This window comes from Micromonospora sp. II, from assembly GCF_001709195.1.
Taxonomy (GTDB): domain Bacteria; phylum Actinomycetota; class Actinomycetes; order Mycobacteriales; family Micromonosporaceae; genus Micromonospora; species Micromonospora chalcea.
On sequence record NZ_LYXF01000035.1, the window covers coordinates 37530 to 54168 of the forward strand.

The window sequence follows — 16639 nt, forward strand, 5'->3', positions numbered from 1 at the left end:
CATGCGCATCTTCGACCCGCACATCCACATGGCGTCCCGCACCACCGACGACTACGAGCGGATGGCCGCCGCCGGGGTCCGCGCGCTGGTCGAACCGGCGTTCTGGCTGGGCCAGCCGCGCACCAGCGTGGACAGCTTCGTGGACTACTTCGACTCGCTGATCGGCTGGGAGCCGTTCCGGGCCGGACAGTTCGGCATCCGGCACCACGCCACAGTGGCGCTCAACCCGAAGGAGGCGAACGACCCGCGCTGCCGCCCGGTCCTCGACCTGCTGCCCCGCTACCTGGACAAGGACGGCGTGGTGGCCGTCGGCGAGATCGGCTACGACGCGATGACGCCGGCCGAGGACGCCGCGCTGGCCGGGCAGCTCGCCCTGGCCGTCGCGTACGACCTGCCCGCGCTGGTGCACACGCCGCACCGGGACAAGGCACGCGGCGTACGGCGCACGCTCGACGTGGTCGCCGAGTCGGACATCGCGCCGGAACGGGTGCTCGTCGACCACCTCAACRAGGTGACTGTGGGGCTGGTCCGGGACACCGGCTGCTGGCTGGGCTTCTCCATCTACCCGGAGACGAAGATGTCGCCGCCGCGCATGGTCGAGCTGCTGAAGCGGTACGGGACCGAGCGGATGCTGGTCAACTCGGCCGCCGACTGGGGGCGGTCGGACCCGCTGCTGACCCGGGCCACCGGGGAAGCGATGCAGCTGGCCGGGTTCAGCGCCGACGACGTGGACCGGGTGCTGTGGCGCAACCCGGTCGAGTTCTACGGCCAGTCCGGCCGGCTCGACCTGACCGCCCTGGAGGCGAACGACCCCACCTTCGCCGGCAACTCGATCCTGCGCGGAGGCGAGTGATGCGGTTGCGCCACGCCGACGGCACGACCGTCCATCTCGGCTACTGCACGAACGTCCACCCGGCCGAGGACCTGCCCGGCATCGTCGCCCAGCTCGACACGTACGCGGTAGCGGTGCGCCGGGCGCTCGGCGCCGACCTGCTCGGGCTCGGGCTCTGGCTGGCCGCGCCGGTGGCCGCCGCGCTCGCCGCCGACCCGGCGGCCCGCCGCCGGCTGCGTCACGAGCTGACCGTACGGGGCCTGGAGGTGGTCACGCTCAACGGCTTCCCGTACGCCGCGTTCCAGGCCCCGGTGGTCAAGGGCGCGGTGTACCACCCGGACTGGACCACGCCGCAGCGCTCGGCGTACACGCTGGACCTGGCCCGGGTGCTGGCCGACCTGCTGCCCGACGACGCGGTCCACGGGTCGGTCTCGACGCTGCCGCTGGCCTGGCGTACGCCGTGGGACACCGCGCGCGCCGCGACCGCCCGGCGCCGGCTCGACGCGCTGGCCGACGGGCTGGCGGCGGTGCAGCGGGAGACCAGCCGGGTGATCCGGGTCGGCTTCGAGCCGGAACCCGGCTGCCTGGTGGAGTCGACGGGACAAGCACGCGAGGTATTCTCAGCCATGGATACCGACCGGCTCGGGATCTGCCTGGACCTCGCACACCTGGCGTGCGCCTGGGAGCAGCCGGCGGATGCCCTGGCCGGGCTGCGTGCCGCCGGTCTCCCCGTGGTGAAGGTCCAGGTGTCCGCCGCCGTCGAGGCGCCCGATCCGGTCGGGGCGGGCGCGGCGTTGCGCCGCTTCGTCGAGCCGAGGTTCCTGCACCAGACCCGCGCGGCCGGTTGCGCCGGCGCCGCCGATCCGGCCGATCCGGCGTACGCGGCTGACGACCTCGACGCCGCGCTCGACGCGGGGCTGCCCGGTGCCTGGCGGGTGCACTACCACGTGCCGCTGCACGCCCCGCCCGAGCCGCCGCTGCGCTCCACGGTGCCGGTGCTGCGGGAGGCGCTCGCCGCGTTGTTCGCCGGTCCGGCCGCCGGCTGCGACCACCTCGACGTCGAGACGTACACCTGGGGGGTGCTGCCGGAGGCGCGGCGGCCGCGCGGCGACGCGGAGCTGGCCGCCGGCATCGCCGCCGAGCTGGCCTTCGCCCGCGACGAGCTGACCGCGCTCGGGCTGGCGCCGACGGCGGTGATGTCCTCGTGAGCGCGAGGAGTGAGCCGGTCCTGCGAGCCCCGCAGTCGCGAACGAAGGCCGGCACCGCATGAGCCGGCGGCTGGTGGTGCTCGACGTGGTCGGGCTGACCCCGCGGCTGCTGGCGCACATGCCCCGGCTGCGCGCGGTGGCCGACGCCGGGTTCGCCGCCGAGCTGGGCACCGTGCTGCCGGCGGTGACCTGCTCGGCGCAGTCCACGTTCCTCACCGGCGAGCTGCCCGCCGGGCACGGCGTGGTGGGCAACGGCTGGTACTTCCGCGCTCTGGGCGAGGTGCTGCTCTGGCGGCAGCACAACGCGCTGGTCGGCGGCGAGAAGGTGTGGCAGGCGGCCCGCCGCGTCGAGCCGGGCTACCGGGTCGCGAACGTCTGCTGGTGGTACGCGATGGGCGCGGACGTGGACTGGACGGTCACGCCGCGCCCGGTCTACCACGCCGACGGGCGCAAGGAGCCGGACTGCTGGACCGGCCCGCCGCGGCTGCGGGACACGCTCACCGACGCGCTCGGCACGTTCCCGCTGTTCAGCTACTGGGGGCCGGGCGCGGGGCTGCCGTCCTCGGCGTGGATCAGCCGGGCCGCGCAGCGGATCCTGGCCGACCACGCCCCCGACCTGACCCTTGTCTACCTGCCGCATCTGGACTACGACCTGCAACGCTTCGGTCCGTCCGGGCCGGAGGCCGCCGCCGCGGCGGCGGAGCTGGACACCGTGCTCGGCCCGCTGCTGGACGCGGCCCGTGATCGGGACGCTACTGTGGTGGCGTTGTCCGAGTACGGCATCACCGACGTGTCCCGCCCGGTGGACGTGAACCGGCTGCTGCGCGCCGAAGGATTGCTGCGGGTCTACACCCAGGCCGGGATGGAATACCTCGACCCGTGGACGTCACGGGCGTTCGCGGTGGCCGACCACCAGGTGGCGCACGTCTACGTCCGGGATCCGGCGGACGTGCCGGCGGTGGCGAAGCTCTGCGCGGCGCTGCCCGGCGTGGCCGAGGTGCTGGACGCCGCCGGGCAGGCCGGGTACGGCCTGGACCATCCCCGCTCGGGCGAGTTGGTGCTGGTGGCCGAGCCGGACTCCTGGTTCACCTACTACTACTGGCTGGACGACGCGCGGGCACCCGACTTCGCGCGGCTGGTGGAGATCCACCGTAAGCCGGGCTACGACCCGGCCGAGCTGTTCTTCGATCCGGCCGCTCCGGGCGCGGCGAAACGTCGTGCGGCGGTGGCGCTGGCGCGCAAGAAGCTCGGTCTGCGCTATCTGATGAACGTGGTCGGGCTGGACGCCGGGGCGCGGGCGGTGCGTGGTTCGCACGGGCGCCTGCCGGCCGATCCGGCGGACGGCCCGGTGCTGCTCTGCTCCGACCCGGCCGCGATCCGGCCCCGGGTGGAGGCGACCGATGTGAAGGCGTTGTTGCTGGAACTCGCCGGATTGGCCTGGGAGGCACCATGACCGTGACCGTCGCACCGACCGACCCGGCCCTGCTTCGGGGCCGTTTCGACGCCGAGCTCGCCGCGTTCCTGGACGCGAGAGGGCCGGGTCGGCCGGACGACGGTACGGGGACTGTTCACTCCGCTTTGCGCCGGTTCGTGCTGGCCGGCGGGAAGCGGCTGCGGCCGCTGTTCTGCTACTGGGGCTGGCGGGGTTTCGGCTGCCCGGACGAGCGGCCGATCGTGGTGGCCGCGGCGTCGCTGGAGCTGTTCCACGCGTTCGCGCTGATCCACGACGACATCGTGGACGGCAGTGACCGCCGCCGGGGAGCGCCCACGCTGCACCGCTTCTTCGCCGACCTGCACGAGCGGTCCGGCTGGCGCGGCGACCCGGCGGCGTACGGCCGGCAGGCGGCGGTGCTCTGCGGGGACCTCTGCGCCACCTGGTCGGCGCAGATGTTCCACGGCTGCGGGTTGCCGCCCGAGCGGCTGCGCGGCGGGCAGGTCCTGCTGGCCCGGATGCGCTCGGAGGTGATCGCGGGGGAGTACCTGGACGTGGTCGCGGCGGCCGGGGACGGTTCGGTGGCGAGCGCGCTCGCCGTGGTGCGGCTGAAGACGGCCCGTTACACGGTGACCCGTCCGGTGCAGATCGGCGCCGCGCTGGCCGGCGCGACGCCGGCGGAGGTGGCGGCGCTGGCCGGGTTCGGCGATCCACTCGGGGACGCGTTCCAGCTCCGCGACGACGTCCTCGGCGTCTTCGGCGATCCAGCGGTGACCGGAAAGTCCAATCTGGACGACCTGCGCGAGGGCAAGCCGACGGTGCTGCTGGCGCTGGCCCGGGCGTCCGCCTCCCCGGCCGGGGTGGCCCGGCTGCGCGAGCTGGTCGGCGATCCGGCGCTGGATCAGGCGGGCGCCGCCGAGGTGCGGGGCATCGTCGAGGAGTCCGGCGCCCGGGAGGCGGTGGAGCGGATGATCCGTACCCGGGCCGACGCGGCAGTGGTCGCGCTGGACGCGGCGGGGCTCGCGGAGCCGGCCCGGCGGGTGCTCGCCGCGCTCGTGGAGCGGGCTGTCGACCGCCGCGAGTGACACCTACTTTTGTCGCGTGGCGGCGAAAGTGTAAGCCGATCGATCAGAAGCTATGGACAGGCTGATCGAAAGGTTTTAATGTCGTGCACAGTACCTAGCTGACCCGACGAGGCGATCCGCCCCCGTACCGCCCGCCTCGCCGAGGCGCAGCATCCCCCGCTCGGCATCCGGCGCGACGCGCGCCCGGTCCTGGCTGCGCGCGTCAGGAAGGGACAGCACAGCATGTCCAGCCACCACCACCCCCGTGCCCGACGACCGTTCGCCGCTGCCGCAGCGCTGCTGCTCGCGGCCACCGCCGGCACCGTCACAGCGGCCGCGGCGCCCGTCCCGGCGTCCGCCCACCCGATCACGGCGAGCGACTTCCAGCAGGTCGAACTCGCCCGCGGCGTCGCCGAGACCGGCGAACCGATGTCCCTGGCGGTGCTGCCCGACCGGTCGGTCCTGCACACCGCCCGCAACGGCACGCTGCGCCGCACCGACGCGGCCGGCGCCACCACAGTCATCGGCACCCTGCCGGTCTACACCCACGACGAGGAGGGGCTGCAGGGCGTCGGCGTCGACCCCGGCTTCGCCTCCAACCGGCACATCTACCTCTACTACGCGCCGCCGCTGTCCACCCCCGCCGGCGACGCGCCCGCCACCGGCACCGACTTCTCCACCTGGCAGGGCGTCAACCGGCTGTCCCGGTTCACGCTCAACGCCGACTTCACGCTCAACCAGGCCAGCAAGGTCGACGTGCTCGACGTACCGGCCGACCGGGGGCTGTGCTGCCACGTCGGCGGTGACATCGACTTCGACGCCGCCGGCAACCTCTACCTGTCCACCGGCGACGACACCAACCCGTTCGACTCGGCCGGATACGCGCCGATCGACGAGCGCACCAACCGCAACCCCGGGTACGACGCGCAGCGCAGCGCCGGCAACACCAACGACCTGCGGGGCAAGATCCTGCGGATCAAGGTGAACGCCAACGGCACGTACTCGATCCCGGCCGGCAACCTCTTCGCGCCCGGCACCGCGCGGACCCGCCCGGAGATCTACGCGATGGGCTTCCGCAACCCGTTCCGGATCAGCGTCGACAAGGCCACCGGCGTCGTCTACGTGGGCGACTACGGGCCGGACGCCGGCACCACCACCGCGCGCGGCCCGTCCGGGCAGGTCGAGTTCAACCGGGTCACCGGGCCCGGCAACTACGGCTGGCCGTACTGCACCGGCACCAACACGGCCGCCGAGACGTACGCCGAATGGGACTTCGCCACCGGCGCCGCCGGACCGAAGTACGACTGCACCGGCGGCCCGACGAACAACTCGTTCCGCAACACCGGCCTGGCCACGCTGCCGGCGGCGAAGCCGTCCTGGATCCGCTATGCCGGTGACGCGGGCAGCCCGCCCGAGTTCGGCGGCGGCTCCGAGTCGCCGATGGGCGGCCCGGTCTACCGGTACGACGCGGCGAACCCGTCCACCACCAAGTTCCCGCAGTCGTTCGACGGGCAGTTCTTCGCCACCGAGTTCGGCCGGGGCTGGATCAAGCCGATCCACGTCAACGCCGACGGCTCACCCGGCACCATCGACACGTTCCCGTGGACCGGCAAGCAGGTGATGGACTCCGCGTTCGGCCCGGACGGGGCGTACTACGTGCTCGACTACGGCACCGGCTACTTCAACGGCGACGCCAACTCGGCGCTGTACCGCTTCGACTACCTGGGCGGCGCCAACCGCGCCCCGGTGGCCCGCGCCGCCGCCGACCGGACCTCCGGCGCCGCGCCGCTCGCGGTGGCCTTCTCCTCGGCCGGCTCGTCCGACCCGGAGGGCGGCGCGCTCACGTACGCCTGGACGTTCGGCGACGGCGGCACCTCCACCGCGGCGAACCCCTCGCACACCTACACCGCCAACGGCAGGTACACCGCCACGCTCACCGTGCGCGACCCGCAGGGCGCCACCGGCACCGCCAGCGTGACGATCACCGTCGGCAACACCGCCCCGACTGTGGTCATCGAGACACCCGGCAACGGCAAGCTGTTCTCGTTCGGCGACACCGTGCCGTTCCGGATCACCGTCACCGACCCGGAGGACGCCACCATCGACTGCACGAAGGTCAAGATGACCTACGTGCTCGGCCACGACCAGCACGGCCACCAGATCACCTCGGCGACCGGCTGCACCGGCTCGATCGCCGTACCCGTCGACGGTGAGCACGACGACGCGGCGAACATCTTCGCGGTCTTCGACGCCGAGTACACCGACTCCGGCGGCCTCACCACGCACACCCAGCACACGCTCCAGCCCCGGCACCGGCAGGCCGAGCACTTCAAGACCTCGTCCGGAATCAACACGTTCGACAAGGCCACCGCCGAGGGCGGCAAGACCGTCGGCGACATCCACAACGGAGACTGGATCGCGTTCCAGCCGTACCTGCTCGCCGACGCCACCGGGTTCACCGCCCGGGTGTCGTCCGCCGGGGCCGGCGGCACGCTCCAGGTACGGGCCGGCTCGGCCACCGGCGCCGTGCTCGGCTCGGCCACCGTCCCGGTCACCGGCGCCTGGGACACGTTCACCACAGTCACCGGCACGATCGCCAATCCGCCGGCCGGCACCACCACGCTCTACCTGACGTTCGCCGGTGGCACCGGGGCGCTCTACGACCTGGACGCGTTCACGCTCATCACGTCGGCCGTGCGCACCGGCCCGGTGAAGGGCCTGGCCGGCAAGTGCCTGGACGTGCGCAACGCCGCCACCGCCGACGGCACCCAGATCCAGCTCTACACCTGCAACGGCACGACGGCGCAGTCGTGGACCGTGACGCCGAACGCCACGGTGAAGGCGCTCGGCAAGTGCCTGGACGTGTCCGGCGGGGCCAGCGCGGACGGCACGAAGATCCAGCTCTACGCGTGCAACGGCACCGGCGCGCAGAACTGGTCCGCGCAGGCCGACGGGACGCTGCGCAACCCGCAGTCGGGCAAGTGCCTGGACGTGTCCGGCAACAACTCGGCCGACGGCACGGCGGTGCACCTGTGGACCTGCACGGGTGCGGCCAACCAGAAGTGGACGCTGCCGTGAGGTGGGAAGGAAGAACGCCGATGAGACTCCTCTGTATCGCGCTGGTCGCGGTGACCGCCGTGGCCGCCACCAGCGCCGCCGCCCCGGCGAGCGCCGCCGACGCCCCCTACGACGTGCTCGTCTTCTCCAAGACCGCCGGCTTCCGCCACGACTCCATCGCGGTCGGCACGCAGGCCGTACGGGAGCTTGGCGCGGCGAACAACTTCACCGTCACCGCGACCGAGGACGCCGCCCAGTTCACCACCGCCAACCTGGCCCGTTTCGAGGCGGTGATCTTCCTCAACACCACCGGGGACGTCCTGAACGCCACCCAGCAGTCGGCGTTCGAGGCGTACATCGGCGCCGGCGGGGGGTACGTCGGCGTGCACTCAGCCGCCGACACCGAGTACGACTGGCCGTTCTACGGCAACCTCGTCGGCGCGTGGTTCGCGTCCCACCCGGCCATCCAGCCGGCCACCGTCAAGGTGGAGGACCGGGCGCACGCGGCCACCGCGCACCTGCCGCAGCAGTGGAACCGCACCGACGAGTGGTACGACTACCGCTCCAACGCCCGCTCCACCGCGCACGTGCTGGCCAGTCTCGACGAGTCCTCGTACTCGGGAGGCTCGATGGGCGGCGACCACCCGCACGCCTGGTGCAAGACGTACAGCGGTGGCCGGTCCTTCTACACCGGCGGCGGCCACACCCAGGCCTCCTACGCCGACGCGGCGTTCCGCAACCACCTGCTCGGCGGCATCCGCTACGCGGCCGGGCGCACGAAGGCCGACTGCCGGCCGGAGACCGGCTACACCGCGCTCTACAACGGCGGCACCACCGGCTGGTCGCAGGCCGGGCCGGGCAGCTTCACCAACACCGACGCCACGCTCACCTCGGTCGGCGGCATGGGCCTGTACTGGTACAGCGCGAAGCAGTTCACCAACTACTCGCTGAAGCTGGACTGGCGGCTGGCCGGTGACGACAACTCGGGCGTGTTCGTCGGCTTCCCGCCGTCGAGCGACCCGAACTCGGCGGTGGACAACGGCTACGAGGTGCAGATCGACCCCACCGACGCCGCCGACCGGACCACCGGCGCGATTTACGGCTTCAAGTCCGCCGACCTGGCGGCCCGGGACGCGGCGCTGAACCCGGCGGGGGAGTGGAACACCTACGAGATCCTGGTCGAAGGGGAACGGCTGCAGGTGTTCCTCAACGGCGTACGCATCAACGACTTCACAAACACCGATCCGGTGCGGTCTCTCGCCGGGCACGTCGGCATCCAGAACCACGGCACCGGCGACGACGTGTCGTTCCGCAACATCCGGATCAAGGAGCTGGGCGGGACGCCGCCGCCGACCGGCAACACCACGGTCCAGGCCGAGGCGTTCGGTTCGGCCAGCGGCGTCAGCGCGTACCCCAAGGCCGGTGCCAACGGCGGCCAGACCCTGGGGTACGTGGATCCGGGCGACTGGGCCGCGTACCCGGGGCTGGACCTGACCGGTGTGACGTCGCTGCGCGCCCGGGTGGTCTCCGGCGGCCCCGGCGGCACGCTCCAGGTGCGGACCGGCTCGCCGACCGGACCGTTGCTCGGCCAGGTGGCGGTGCCGAACACCGGGAGCTGGACCACGTTCGCCGACGTGTCCACCGCGCTCACCGGCGTGCCGTCCGGTACGCAGACCGTGCACCTGACGTTCGCCGGCAGCGGCACCGGCCTGTTCGACGTGGACGACTTCACGCTGGTCCGCGGCACCGCAAGCGGCGGCACCGGCCCGATCAAGGGGCTGGCCGGCAAGTGCCTGGACGTGCGGAACGCCTCGTCGGCGGACGGCACCCAGATCCAGCTCTACACCTGCAACGGCTCGACGGCGCAGACGTGGACGGTGACGCCGAACGGGCCGGTGAAGGCGCTGGGCAAGTGCCTGGACGTCTCCGGCGGCGGCAACGCGAACGGCACGAAGATCCAGTTGTGGTCGTGCAACGGCACCGGCGCGCAGACCTGGTCGGCGCAGGCGGACGGGACGCTGCGCAACCCGTCGTCGGGCAAGTGCCTGGACGTGTCCGGCAACAACTCGGCCGACGGCACGGCGGTGCACCTGTGGACGTGCACGGGCGCGGCGAACCAGCGCTGGACCCTGCCCTGAGGTAGGCCATAGAGTGGAGGCGGCGACCGCGAGGTGGCCGGTGACCCGGCGGGAGGCGCAACCCGCCCGGGAGGCAGACGCTCCGGCGTCCACCGGTGCCCTCAGGCCGCCGCCTCCGGTCGTCCTCGCCCCGGTCCGCGACGGAATCCCCCATCACCACAGGGGAGAAGGACAATGGCGCGACCCATCACGCTCTTCACCGGCCAGTGGGCCGACCTTCCGTTCGACGAGGTCTGCCGGCTCGCCGCCGAGTGGGGCTACGACGGGCTGGAGATCGCCTGCTGGGGCGACCACTTCGAGGTGGACAAGGCGCTCGCCGACGACTCGTACGTCGAGCGCAAGCGGGCCACCCTGGCCAAGCACAACCTTCAGGTGTTCGCCATCTCCAACCACCTGGTCGGGCAGGCCGTCTGCGACCACCCGATCGACGAGCGGCACCAGGACATCCTGCCGGCCCGGATCTGGGGCGACGGCGAGCCGGAAGGGGTGCGGCAGCGGGCCGCCGAGGAGATCAAGGACACCGCGCGGGCGGCGGCGAAACTCGGCGTACGCACCGTCGTCGGCTTCACCGGCTCGTCCATCTGGCACACGGTGGCCATGTTCCCGCCGGTGCCACCGGCCATGATCGAGCGCGGCTACCAGGACTTCGCCGACAGGTGGAACCCGATCCTGGACGTGTTCGACGAGGTGGGCGTGCGGTTCGCGCACGAGGTGCACCCCAGCGAGATCGCGTACGACTACTGGACCACCAAGCGGACGCTGGAGGCGATCGGGCACCGGGAGGCGTTCGGGCTCAACTGGGACCCGTCGCACTTCGTCTGGCAGGAGCTGGACCCGGTGAACTTCATCTTCGACTTCGCCGACCGGATCTACCACGTCGACTGCAAGGACGCGAAGGTCCGTACCGGGGACGGCCGGCGCGGCCGGCTCTCCTCCCACCTGCCCTGGGCCGACCTGCGGCGCGGCTGGGACTTCGTCTCCACCGGCCACGGTGACGTGCCGTGGGAGGACTGCTTCCGGGCGCTGAACGCGATCGGCTACGACGGCCCGATCTCGGTCGAGTGGGAGGACGCCGGCATGGACCGCCTGGTCGGCGCGCCGGAGGCGCTCCAGTTCGTCCGCCGCCTGGCCTTCGACGCCCCGAGCGCCGCCTTCGACGCCGCCTTCAGCAGCCGCGACTGACCCTCCTCCTGCGCTCGCGATCTTGCACTTGCGGCCCACGTGATGCTGCTTATGCCCGTTTCGGGAGGGCCGCAAGTGCAAGATTGACGGGGTGAGGTGAGGGCGGGGGCGGGGGTCAGCGGGCGGCGTAGGTCTGGGTGCTGACCAGGTGGGCCGCGCCGATCAGGGCGGCGGTGTCGCCGAGGTCGGACAGGACGATCGGCAGGCTGCCGGTGGCCAGCGGCGTGGAGCGCCGGTAGACCACGCCCCGGATCTCGGCGAGCAGGACCGGCCCGATCCCGGCCGGCGCGCCCCCGATGATGACGATGGCCGGGTTGACGAAGCTGACCAGCCCGACCAGCACCTGCCCGAGCCGGCGGGCGGCGTCGCGGACGATGGTCTGCGCCGCCGGGTCGCCCTCGGTGGCCGCCGCCGCCACGTCGTCCACCGCCAGCGTCCCGGCCGCGGCCAGCCGGTCCGCGAGCACCGTCGAGCGCCCGGCCCGCGCGGCCGTCACCGCCTCCCGCACCAGCGCGGCATCCCCGCAGTACGCCTCGACGCACCCGTTGTTGCCGCAGCCGCAGAGCGGCCCGTCCTCGCTGAGCTGGAGGTGGCCGATGTCGCCGGCCCCGCTGGCCGCGCCCCGGTAGAGCGAGCCGGCGAGCACCAGCCCGCAGCCGACCGCGTCGCCCAGCTTGACGGCGAGGAAGTCGTCGAACGGGCGGCCGGTGCCGGCGTGCCGTTCACCGAGGGCCATCGCGTTGGCGTCGTTGTCGACCTGCACCGGGCAGCCCAGCTCGGCGGCGAGCGTGTCGCGTACCGGGAAGCGGTGCCAGCCGGGCAGGGCCGGCGGGGAGACCGGCGTGCCGTCGCGGACCTCGACCGGCGCGGGCAGCGCGACACCGACGCCGGTCAGCGACGTCAGCCCCGCCTCGACGCGCAGCTTGCCGAGCAGCTCGACCATGCGTCCGACCACCACGTCCGGGCCGAGCCGGACGTCCACCGGCTCGTCGTGCCGGGCCAGCGGGTTCAGCTCGCCGTCGGTGAGCGCGACCCGTAGCGTGCCGCCGCCGACGAGCACCGCGCCGAACCGGACCTGCGCGCCGATGCGCAGCAGCGACGACCGTCGCCCGCCCCGCGAGGCAGCCGGGCCGGCGCTCTCCACCAGGCCCAGCGCGGTCAACCGGTCCACCTCGGCGGCGAACCGGGCCCGCGGCAGGCCGAGGAGGTCGGTCAGCTCGACCCGGGACCGCGGGCCGTCGTCGCGCAGCAGGCGCAGCAGCCGCGCCTGATCCGCCGTTTCCGGTCCGACCATCGGCATGTGGTCACCTCCCCACGGAGAATGTGCCACATCGGCGCCCGAGCACACGGGAGCGGGCCGGTCACCCGGAGGTGACCGGCCCGCTGTCCGCTTGCGTCAGAGCGTGTTGCCGGTGGACGGCTTGGTGCTCGTGCCGGTCGTGGTCGAGCCGGACGCGCTGGTCGAACTGGTCGAGCCCGTGCCGTTGGCGCTGCGGCTGCCGACCGCGGCCGGCGTGCCCGCGAACGGCTTGTCGGCCTCGGTCATGCCCGGCTTGCCACCGTTGCCGGTGGCGAGCTTCTCACCCAGCTTGGTCTGCCCCAGCTTGTCCTTGCCCTCGGAGTAGAGCCGGGTCGCCTGGGCCTGCGCGACCCCGGCCGCCTCCTGGACGGTCGGGTGGTCGAGCACCTTGCGCCCCCGGACCACCAGCTCCTCGTACTTCTCCCGGCCGGCACGGGCGCCCAGGACGAATCCCGCAGCCAGCCCGCCAAGAAACATGATCTTTCCGCGCATGGCGGCTCCTTCCGTACCTGACGCTCTTGCCGATTTCCGCCGGCTCGGCGGAACGACCATCTTGCGCCTGCGTTCTCTGTCGACGGCTAACTACCCATCCTGCTCTCCGCTCATGCCTCCCTGTGCCGAGATGACGATTTGTCCGTAATCCTGGCGCGTCCGCCGGCCCGGTCCTCCTCCGGTAACCCCCTGGCGCACAACCCCCCGATGTCCTGTACTCTTGTCCCCGTCGCACGGAGCGGAGAGATCCGATCCGAGCGGTGCACGGTCCCCTGTAGCTCAATTGGCAGAGCAGCCGGCTGTTAACCGGCAGGTTATTGGTTCGAGTCCAATCGGGGGAGCTTCGCTCCACGTCACGCCCGTCGGCCCTGCCGGCGGGCGTTTCCCGTTCCGGCCCCTCGCGTGTCCCGGCTGCCCGGTTTCCGCCCGCGAGTCGTCACTCGCCCGGCAGGATGGTCGGCGTCGACCTAGACTCCCGCTGCGTCGATTGTTGCGTCGATTCGAGGACGGTGGAGATGGCCGCAGGACGCAGCCGCTGGACCGCGACGCTGATCGCGGTAGCCGTGGTGCTCGGCTGGCTGATCATCGGCGGCGTCGCCGGGCCGTACTCGGGCAAGCTCGGCGAGGTCTCCACCAACGACAACGCCTCCTTCCTGCCGGCCGACGCCGAGGCCACCCGCGCGCAGGACCTGGCCGCCGGATTCGTCGACCGGGAGACCACGCCGGCGCTCGTGGTCTACGAACGCGCCGGCGGCCTCACCCCGGCCGACCAGCAACGGATCCAGGCCGACGCGGCCCGCTTCGCCGACGTACCGGGCGTGGTCGGCCCGCTGCCGCCACCGGTCGTCAGCCAGGACCGGCAGGCCGCCCAGGTGATCGTGCCGATCGACAGCGGCGAGGGCGAACAGATCCGCGCGGTGGTGGAACGCCTGCGCGACATCGCCGGCCCGGACCGCGACGGGCTCACCGTCGACGTCGCCGGACCCGCCGGGCTGCTCGGCGACCTGATCGAGGTGTTCGGCGCGATCGACGGACCGCTGCTGCTCGTCACCCTCACCGTGGTCCTGGTCATCCTCCTCGTCGTCTACCGCAGCCCGGTGCTGTGGATCTTCCCGCTGCTGGCCGCCGGGATGTCGTACTCGCTGGCGGCCGTCTTCGTCTACCTGCTCGCCGACCACGACATCGTCAAGCTCAACGGGCAGGCACAGGGCATCCTCACCGTGCTCGTGTTCGGCGCCGGCACCGACTACGCGCTGCTGCTCATCGCCCGCTACCGGGAGGAGCTGCACCGGCACGAGCGGCCCTGGGACGCGATGAAGACCGCCTGGAAGGGCGCCGCGCCGGCCATCGTCGCCTCCGGCGCCACAGTCATCGTCAGCCTGCTCTGTCTGCTGCTGTCCAGTCTCAACTCCAACCGGGCGCTCGGCCCGGTGAGCGCCGTCGGCATCGCCGCCACGCTGCTGGTGATGCTCACGTTCCTGCCCGCGCTGCTGGTCCTCGGCGGCAGGTGGGCGTTCTGGCCCCGGCGGCCCCGGCACGACGAGGCCGACCCGCGCGCCGAGCACGGCATCTGGGCGCGGATCGCCGGCTTCGTGGCGCGCCGCTCCCGTACCGTCTGGGTCGTCACCGCCGTGGCGCTCGCCGTGCTCGCGATCGGGGTGACCCAGCTCGGCGCCACCACGCTCGGCCAGTCCCAGCTGTTCACCCAGCGCACCGACTCGGTGGCCGGGCAGGAGGTCATCGACAGGCACTTCCCGGCCGGCACCGGCAGCCCCGCCACCATCTTCACCACCCAGGACACCGCGCGGCAGGTCGCCCAGGTGGCGCAGGGCGTACCGGGAGTCGCCTCGGTGCTGCCGCTCGGCCAGCGCGGCGAGAACGCGCCGCCCGACCCGAACGCGCCCCCCAAGGTGGTCGACGGGCGGGTGCAGCTCAACGTCACGCTCGCTGACGCGCCGGACAGCAACGGCGCCGAGCGGACCATCCGCGACCTGCGCGAGGCGGTGCACCGGGTGCCCGGCGCGGACGCCGTGGTCGGCGGCTTCACCGCGATCAACGTGGACACCGCCGACGCCTCCGTCCGCGACCGCAACGTGATCATCCCGGTGGTGCTGCTGGTCATCGCGGTCATCCTGGCCGTGCTGCTGCGCGCCCTGGTCGCCCCGGTGCTGCTGATCGCCACGGTGGTGCTGTCGTTCCTGGCCACGCTCGGCCTCTGCGCGCTGCTGTTCAAGTACGTGTTCGACTTCCCCGGCGTCGACCAGTCGTTCCCGCTGTTCGCGTTCGTCTTCCTGGTCGCGCTCGGCATCGACTACAACATCTTCCTGATGAGCCGGGTCCGGGAGGAATCGGTACGCCGCGGCACCCGCGCCGGTGTGCTCGTCGGCCTGGCCGTCACCGGCGGCGTGATCACCTCCGCCGGCATCGTGCTCGCCGCCACGTTCTCCGCGCTCGCCGTACTGCCGCTCGTCGTGCTCGTCGAGCTGGGCGTGGCCGTCGCCGTCGGCGTCCTGCTCGACACCATAGTGGTCCGCTCGCTGCTGGTGCCCGCGCTCGCGTACGACATCGGGCCGAAGGTCTGGTGGCCGGGCCGGTTGTCGCGGTCGCACCGCGAGGGCGACCGGGCCGGCGCGGGGGTGGACCGTGCCTGACACCGACGTGGTGGTCGTCGGCGGCGGCCTGGCCGGTCTCGCCGCCGCCCGGCGGCTGCACCGGGCCGGCGTGCCCTGGCGGCTGCTGGAGGCGAGCGACCGGCTCGGCGGGCGGGTCGCCACCGACCGCGTCGACGGGTTCCTGCTGGACCGCGGCTTCCAGGTGCTGAACACCGCGTACCCACGGCTGGCCGGCCTGGTCGACGTCGGCGCCCTCGAGATGGGCTGGTTCACGCCCGGCGTGCTGGTGCGCCGCAGCGACCGGCTGGAACGACTCGTCAACCCGCTGCGCGAGCCCGCCGGCGCGCCCGCCACGCTCACCGCCGGCATCGGGACACTGACCGACCGGCTGCGGTTCGGCGCGCTCGCCGCCGGCTACGCGACGCTGCCGGTCGGGCGGCTGCTCAACACACCCGAGACCAGCGCCGAGAAGGCGCTGCGCCGGGCCGGGCTCTCCGACGCGATCATCGAGGAACTGCTCCGGCCGTTCCTGTCCGGCGTGCTGCTCGACCGCGAGCTGGCCACCTCCAGCCACGTCCTCGCGGTCATCATGCGCTCCTTCGCCCGGGGCCGCATCGGCCTGCCCGCGGACGGCATGGCGGCGCTGCCCCGGGCGCTCGCCGCGCCRCTGCCCGCCGAGCTGATCGACCTGAACACCCCGGTCACCGAGGTCGCGCCCGGCCGCGTCCGCACCCCGTCCGGCGAGATCACCTGCCGCGCCGTCGTGGTCGCGGCCGACCCGCCGGCGGCGGCCACGCTGCTGCCGGGGCTGCCGAGGGTACGCATGCACGCCTACACCACCTATTACCACCGCACCGAGACGGCGCCACTGGACGAGCCGATCCTGCTGCTCGACGGCGACCGGCGGGAAACGATCGCCAACACGGTGGTGGTGAGCCGGGCCGCGCCCACGTACGCCCCGGATGGCCAGCACCTGGTCGCCACCTCGGTGGTCGGCCCGCAGACCCCGCCCGAACCGGTGATCCGCCGCGAACTGGACCGCCTCTACGGCCGCTCCACCGCCGACTGGACCCACCTCACCACCATCACCGTGCCGGACGCGCTGCCCGCCGCCCCGCCGCCGCAGGGCCGCCTGCGCAAGCCGGTCGCGCTGGGCGGCGGCCTGTACGTGGCCGGGGACCACCGGGACAGCCCGTCCATCCAGGGCGCGCTCGCCAGCGGCTGGCGCACGGTCGGTGCCGTCATCGCCGATCTCCGGCGCGCGTAGAGCCGTTGGCCGGTGGGTTGCGCGTTGTTATCCTCGCGTAGCCCATCGTGCTGTC

General features: G+C 72.9%; 11 protein-coding genes and 1 tRNA gene. 10 read left to right on the forward strand and 2 right to left on the reverse strand.

Annotated features, from left to right (window positions below):
- The first annotated feature begins 1 nt into the window (after window position 1).
- From A8711_RS18040 to A8711_RS18070, 7 genes are all read left to right on the forward strand, one after another.
- Window positions 2-853: a TatD family hydrolase gene (locus A8711_RS18040; RefSeq protein ID WP_069088873.1), complete on the forward strand. Its 852-nt coding sequence runs from the start codon at window positions 2-4 to the stop codon at window positions 851-853.
- A complete protein-coding gene (gene eboE, locus A8711_RS18045; protein ID WP_069088874.1) occupies window positions 853-2040 on the forward strand; it encodes a metabolite traffic protein EboE in 1188 nt (395 codons plus the stop codon). The genes A8711_RS18040 and eboE overlap by 1 nt, the downstream gene beginning before the upstream one ends.
- A gap of 58 nt (window positions 2041-2098) precedes the next feature.
- Complete coding sequence (locus A8711_RS18050; protein ID WP_069088875.1) at window positions 2099-3493, forward strand: alkaline phosphatase family protein; 1395 nt, start codon at window positions 2099-2101, stop codon at window positions 3491-3493.
- Complete coding sequence (locus A8711_RS18055; protein WP_069088876.1) at window positions 3490-4557, forward strand: polyprenyl synthetase family protein; 1068 nt, start codon at window positions 3490-3492, stop codon at window positions 4555-4557. The genes A8711_RS18050 and A8711_RS18055 overlap by 4 nt, the downstream gene beginning before the upstream one ends.
- A 222-nt stretch (window positions 4558-4779) precedes the next feature.
- Entirely contained in the window at window positions 4780-7614 is a 2835-nt protein-coding gene (locus A8711_RS18060; protein ID WP_069088877.1) for an RICIN domain-containing protein, read from the forward strand.
- A gap of 20 nt (window positions 7615-7634) precedes the next feature.
- A complete protein-coding gene (locus tag A8711_RS18065; protein ID WP_069088878.1) occupies window positions 7635-9731 on the forward strand; it encodes a ThuA domain-containing protein in 2097 nt (698 codons plus the stop codon).
- A gap of 174 nt (window positions 9732-9905) precedes the next feature.
- Window positions 9906-10913: a sugar phosphate isomerase/epimerase gene (locus A8711_RS18070; RefSeq protein ID WP_043329109.1), complete on the forward strand. Its 1008-nt coding sequence runs from the start codon at window positions 9906-9908 to the stop codon at window positions 10911-10913.
- 115 nt (window positions 10914-11028) lie between these two features.
- Here A8711_RS18070 and A8711_RS18075 read toward each other — a convergent pair whose 3' ends face one another.
- Window positions 11029-12213, reverse strand: coding sequence for an ROK family transcriptional regulator (locus A8711_RS18075; protein ID WP_069088879.1), 1185 nt, complete (start codon window positions 12211-12213; stop codon window positions 11029-11031).
- Window positions 12214-12309: 96 nt separating this feature from the next.
- Entirely contained in the window at window positions 12310-12705 is a 396-nt protein-coding gene (locus tag A8711_RS18080; RefSeq protein WP_030503967.1) for a hypothetical protein, read from the reverse strand.
- 268 nt (window positions 12706-12973) lie between these two features.
- On the opposite strand from A8711_RS18080, the gene A8711_RS18085 reads away from it, so the two are divergent.
- The 3 genes from A8711_RS18085 to A8711_RS18095 all read left to right on the forward strand — a co-directional run bounded on the left by A8711_RS18085 (window position 12974) and on the right by A8711_RS18095 (window position 16584).
- Window positions 12974-13046: transfer RNA gene (locus A8711_RS18085), tRNA-Asn, on the forward strand.
- A gap of 174 nt (window positions 13047-13220) precedes the next feature.
- Entirely contained in the window at window positions 13221-15356 is a 2136-nt protein-coding gene (locus A8711_RS18090; protein WP_064448175.1) for an MMPL family transporter, read from the forward strand.
- Window positions 15349-16584, forward strand: coding sequence for an FAD-dependent oxidoreductase (locus tag A8711_RS18095; protein WP_069088880.1), 1236 nt, complete (start codon window positions 15349-15351; stop codon window positions 16582-16584). Before A8711_RS18090 ends, A8711_RS18095 begins: the two co-directional genes overlap by 8 nt.
- Window positions 16585-16639: the final 55 nt, after the last annotated feature.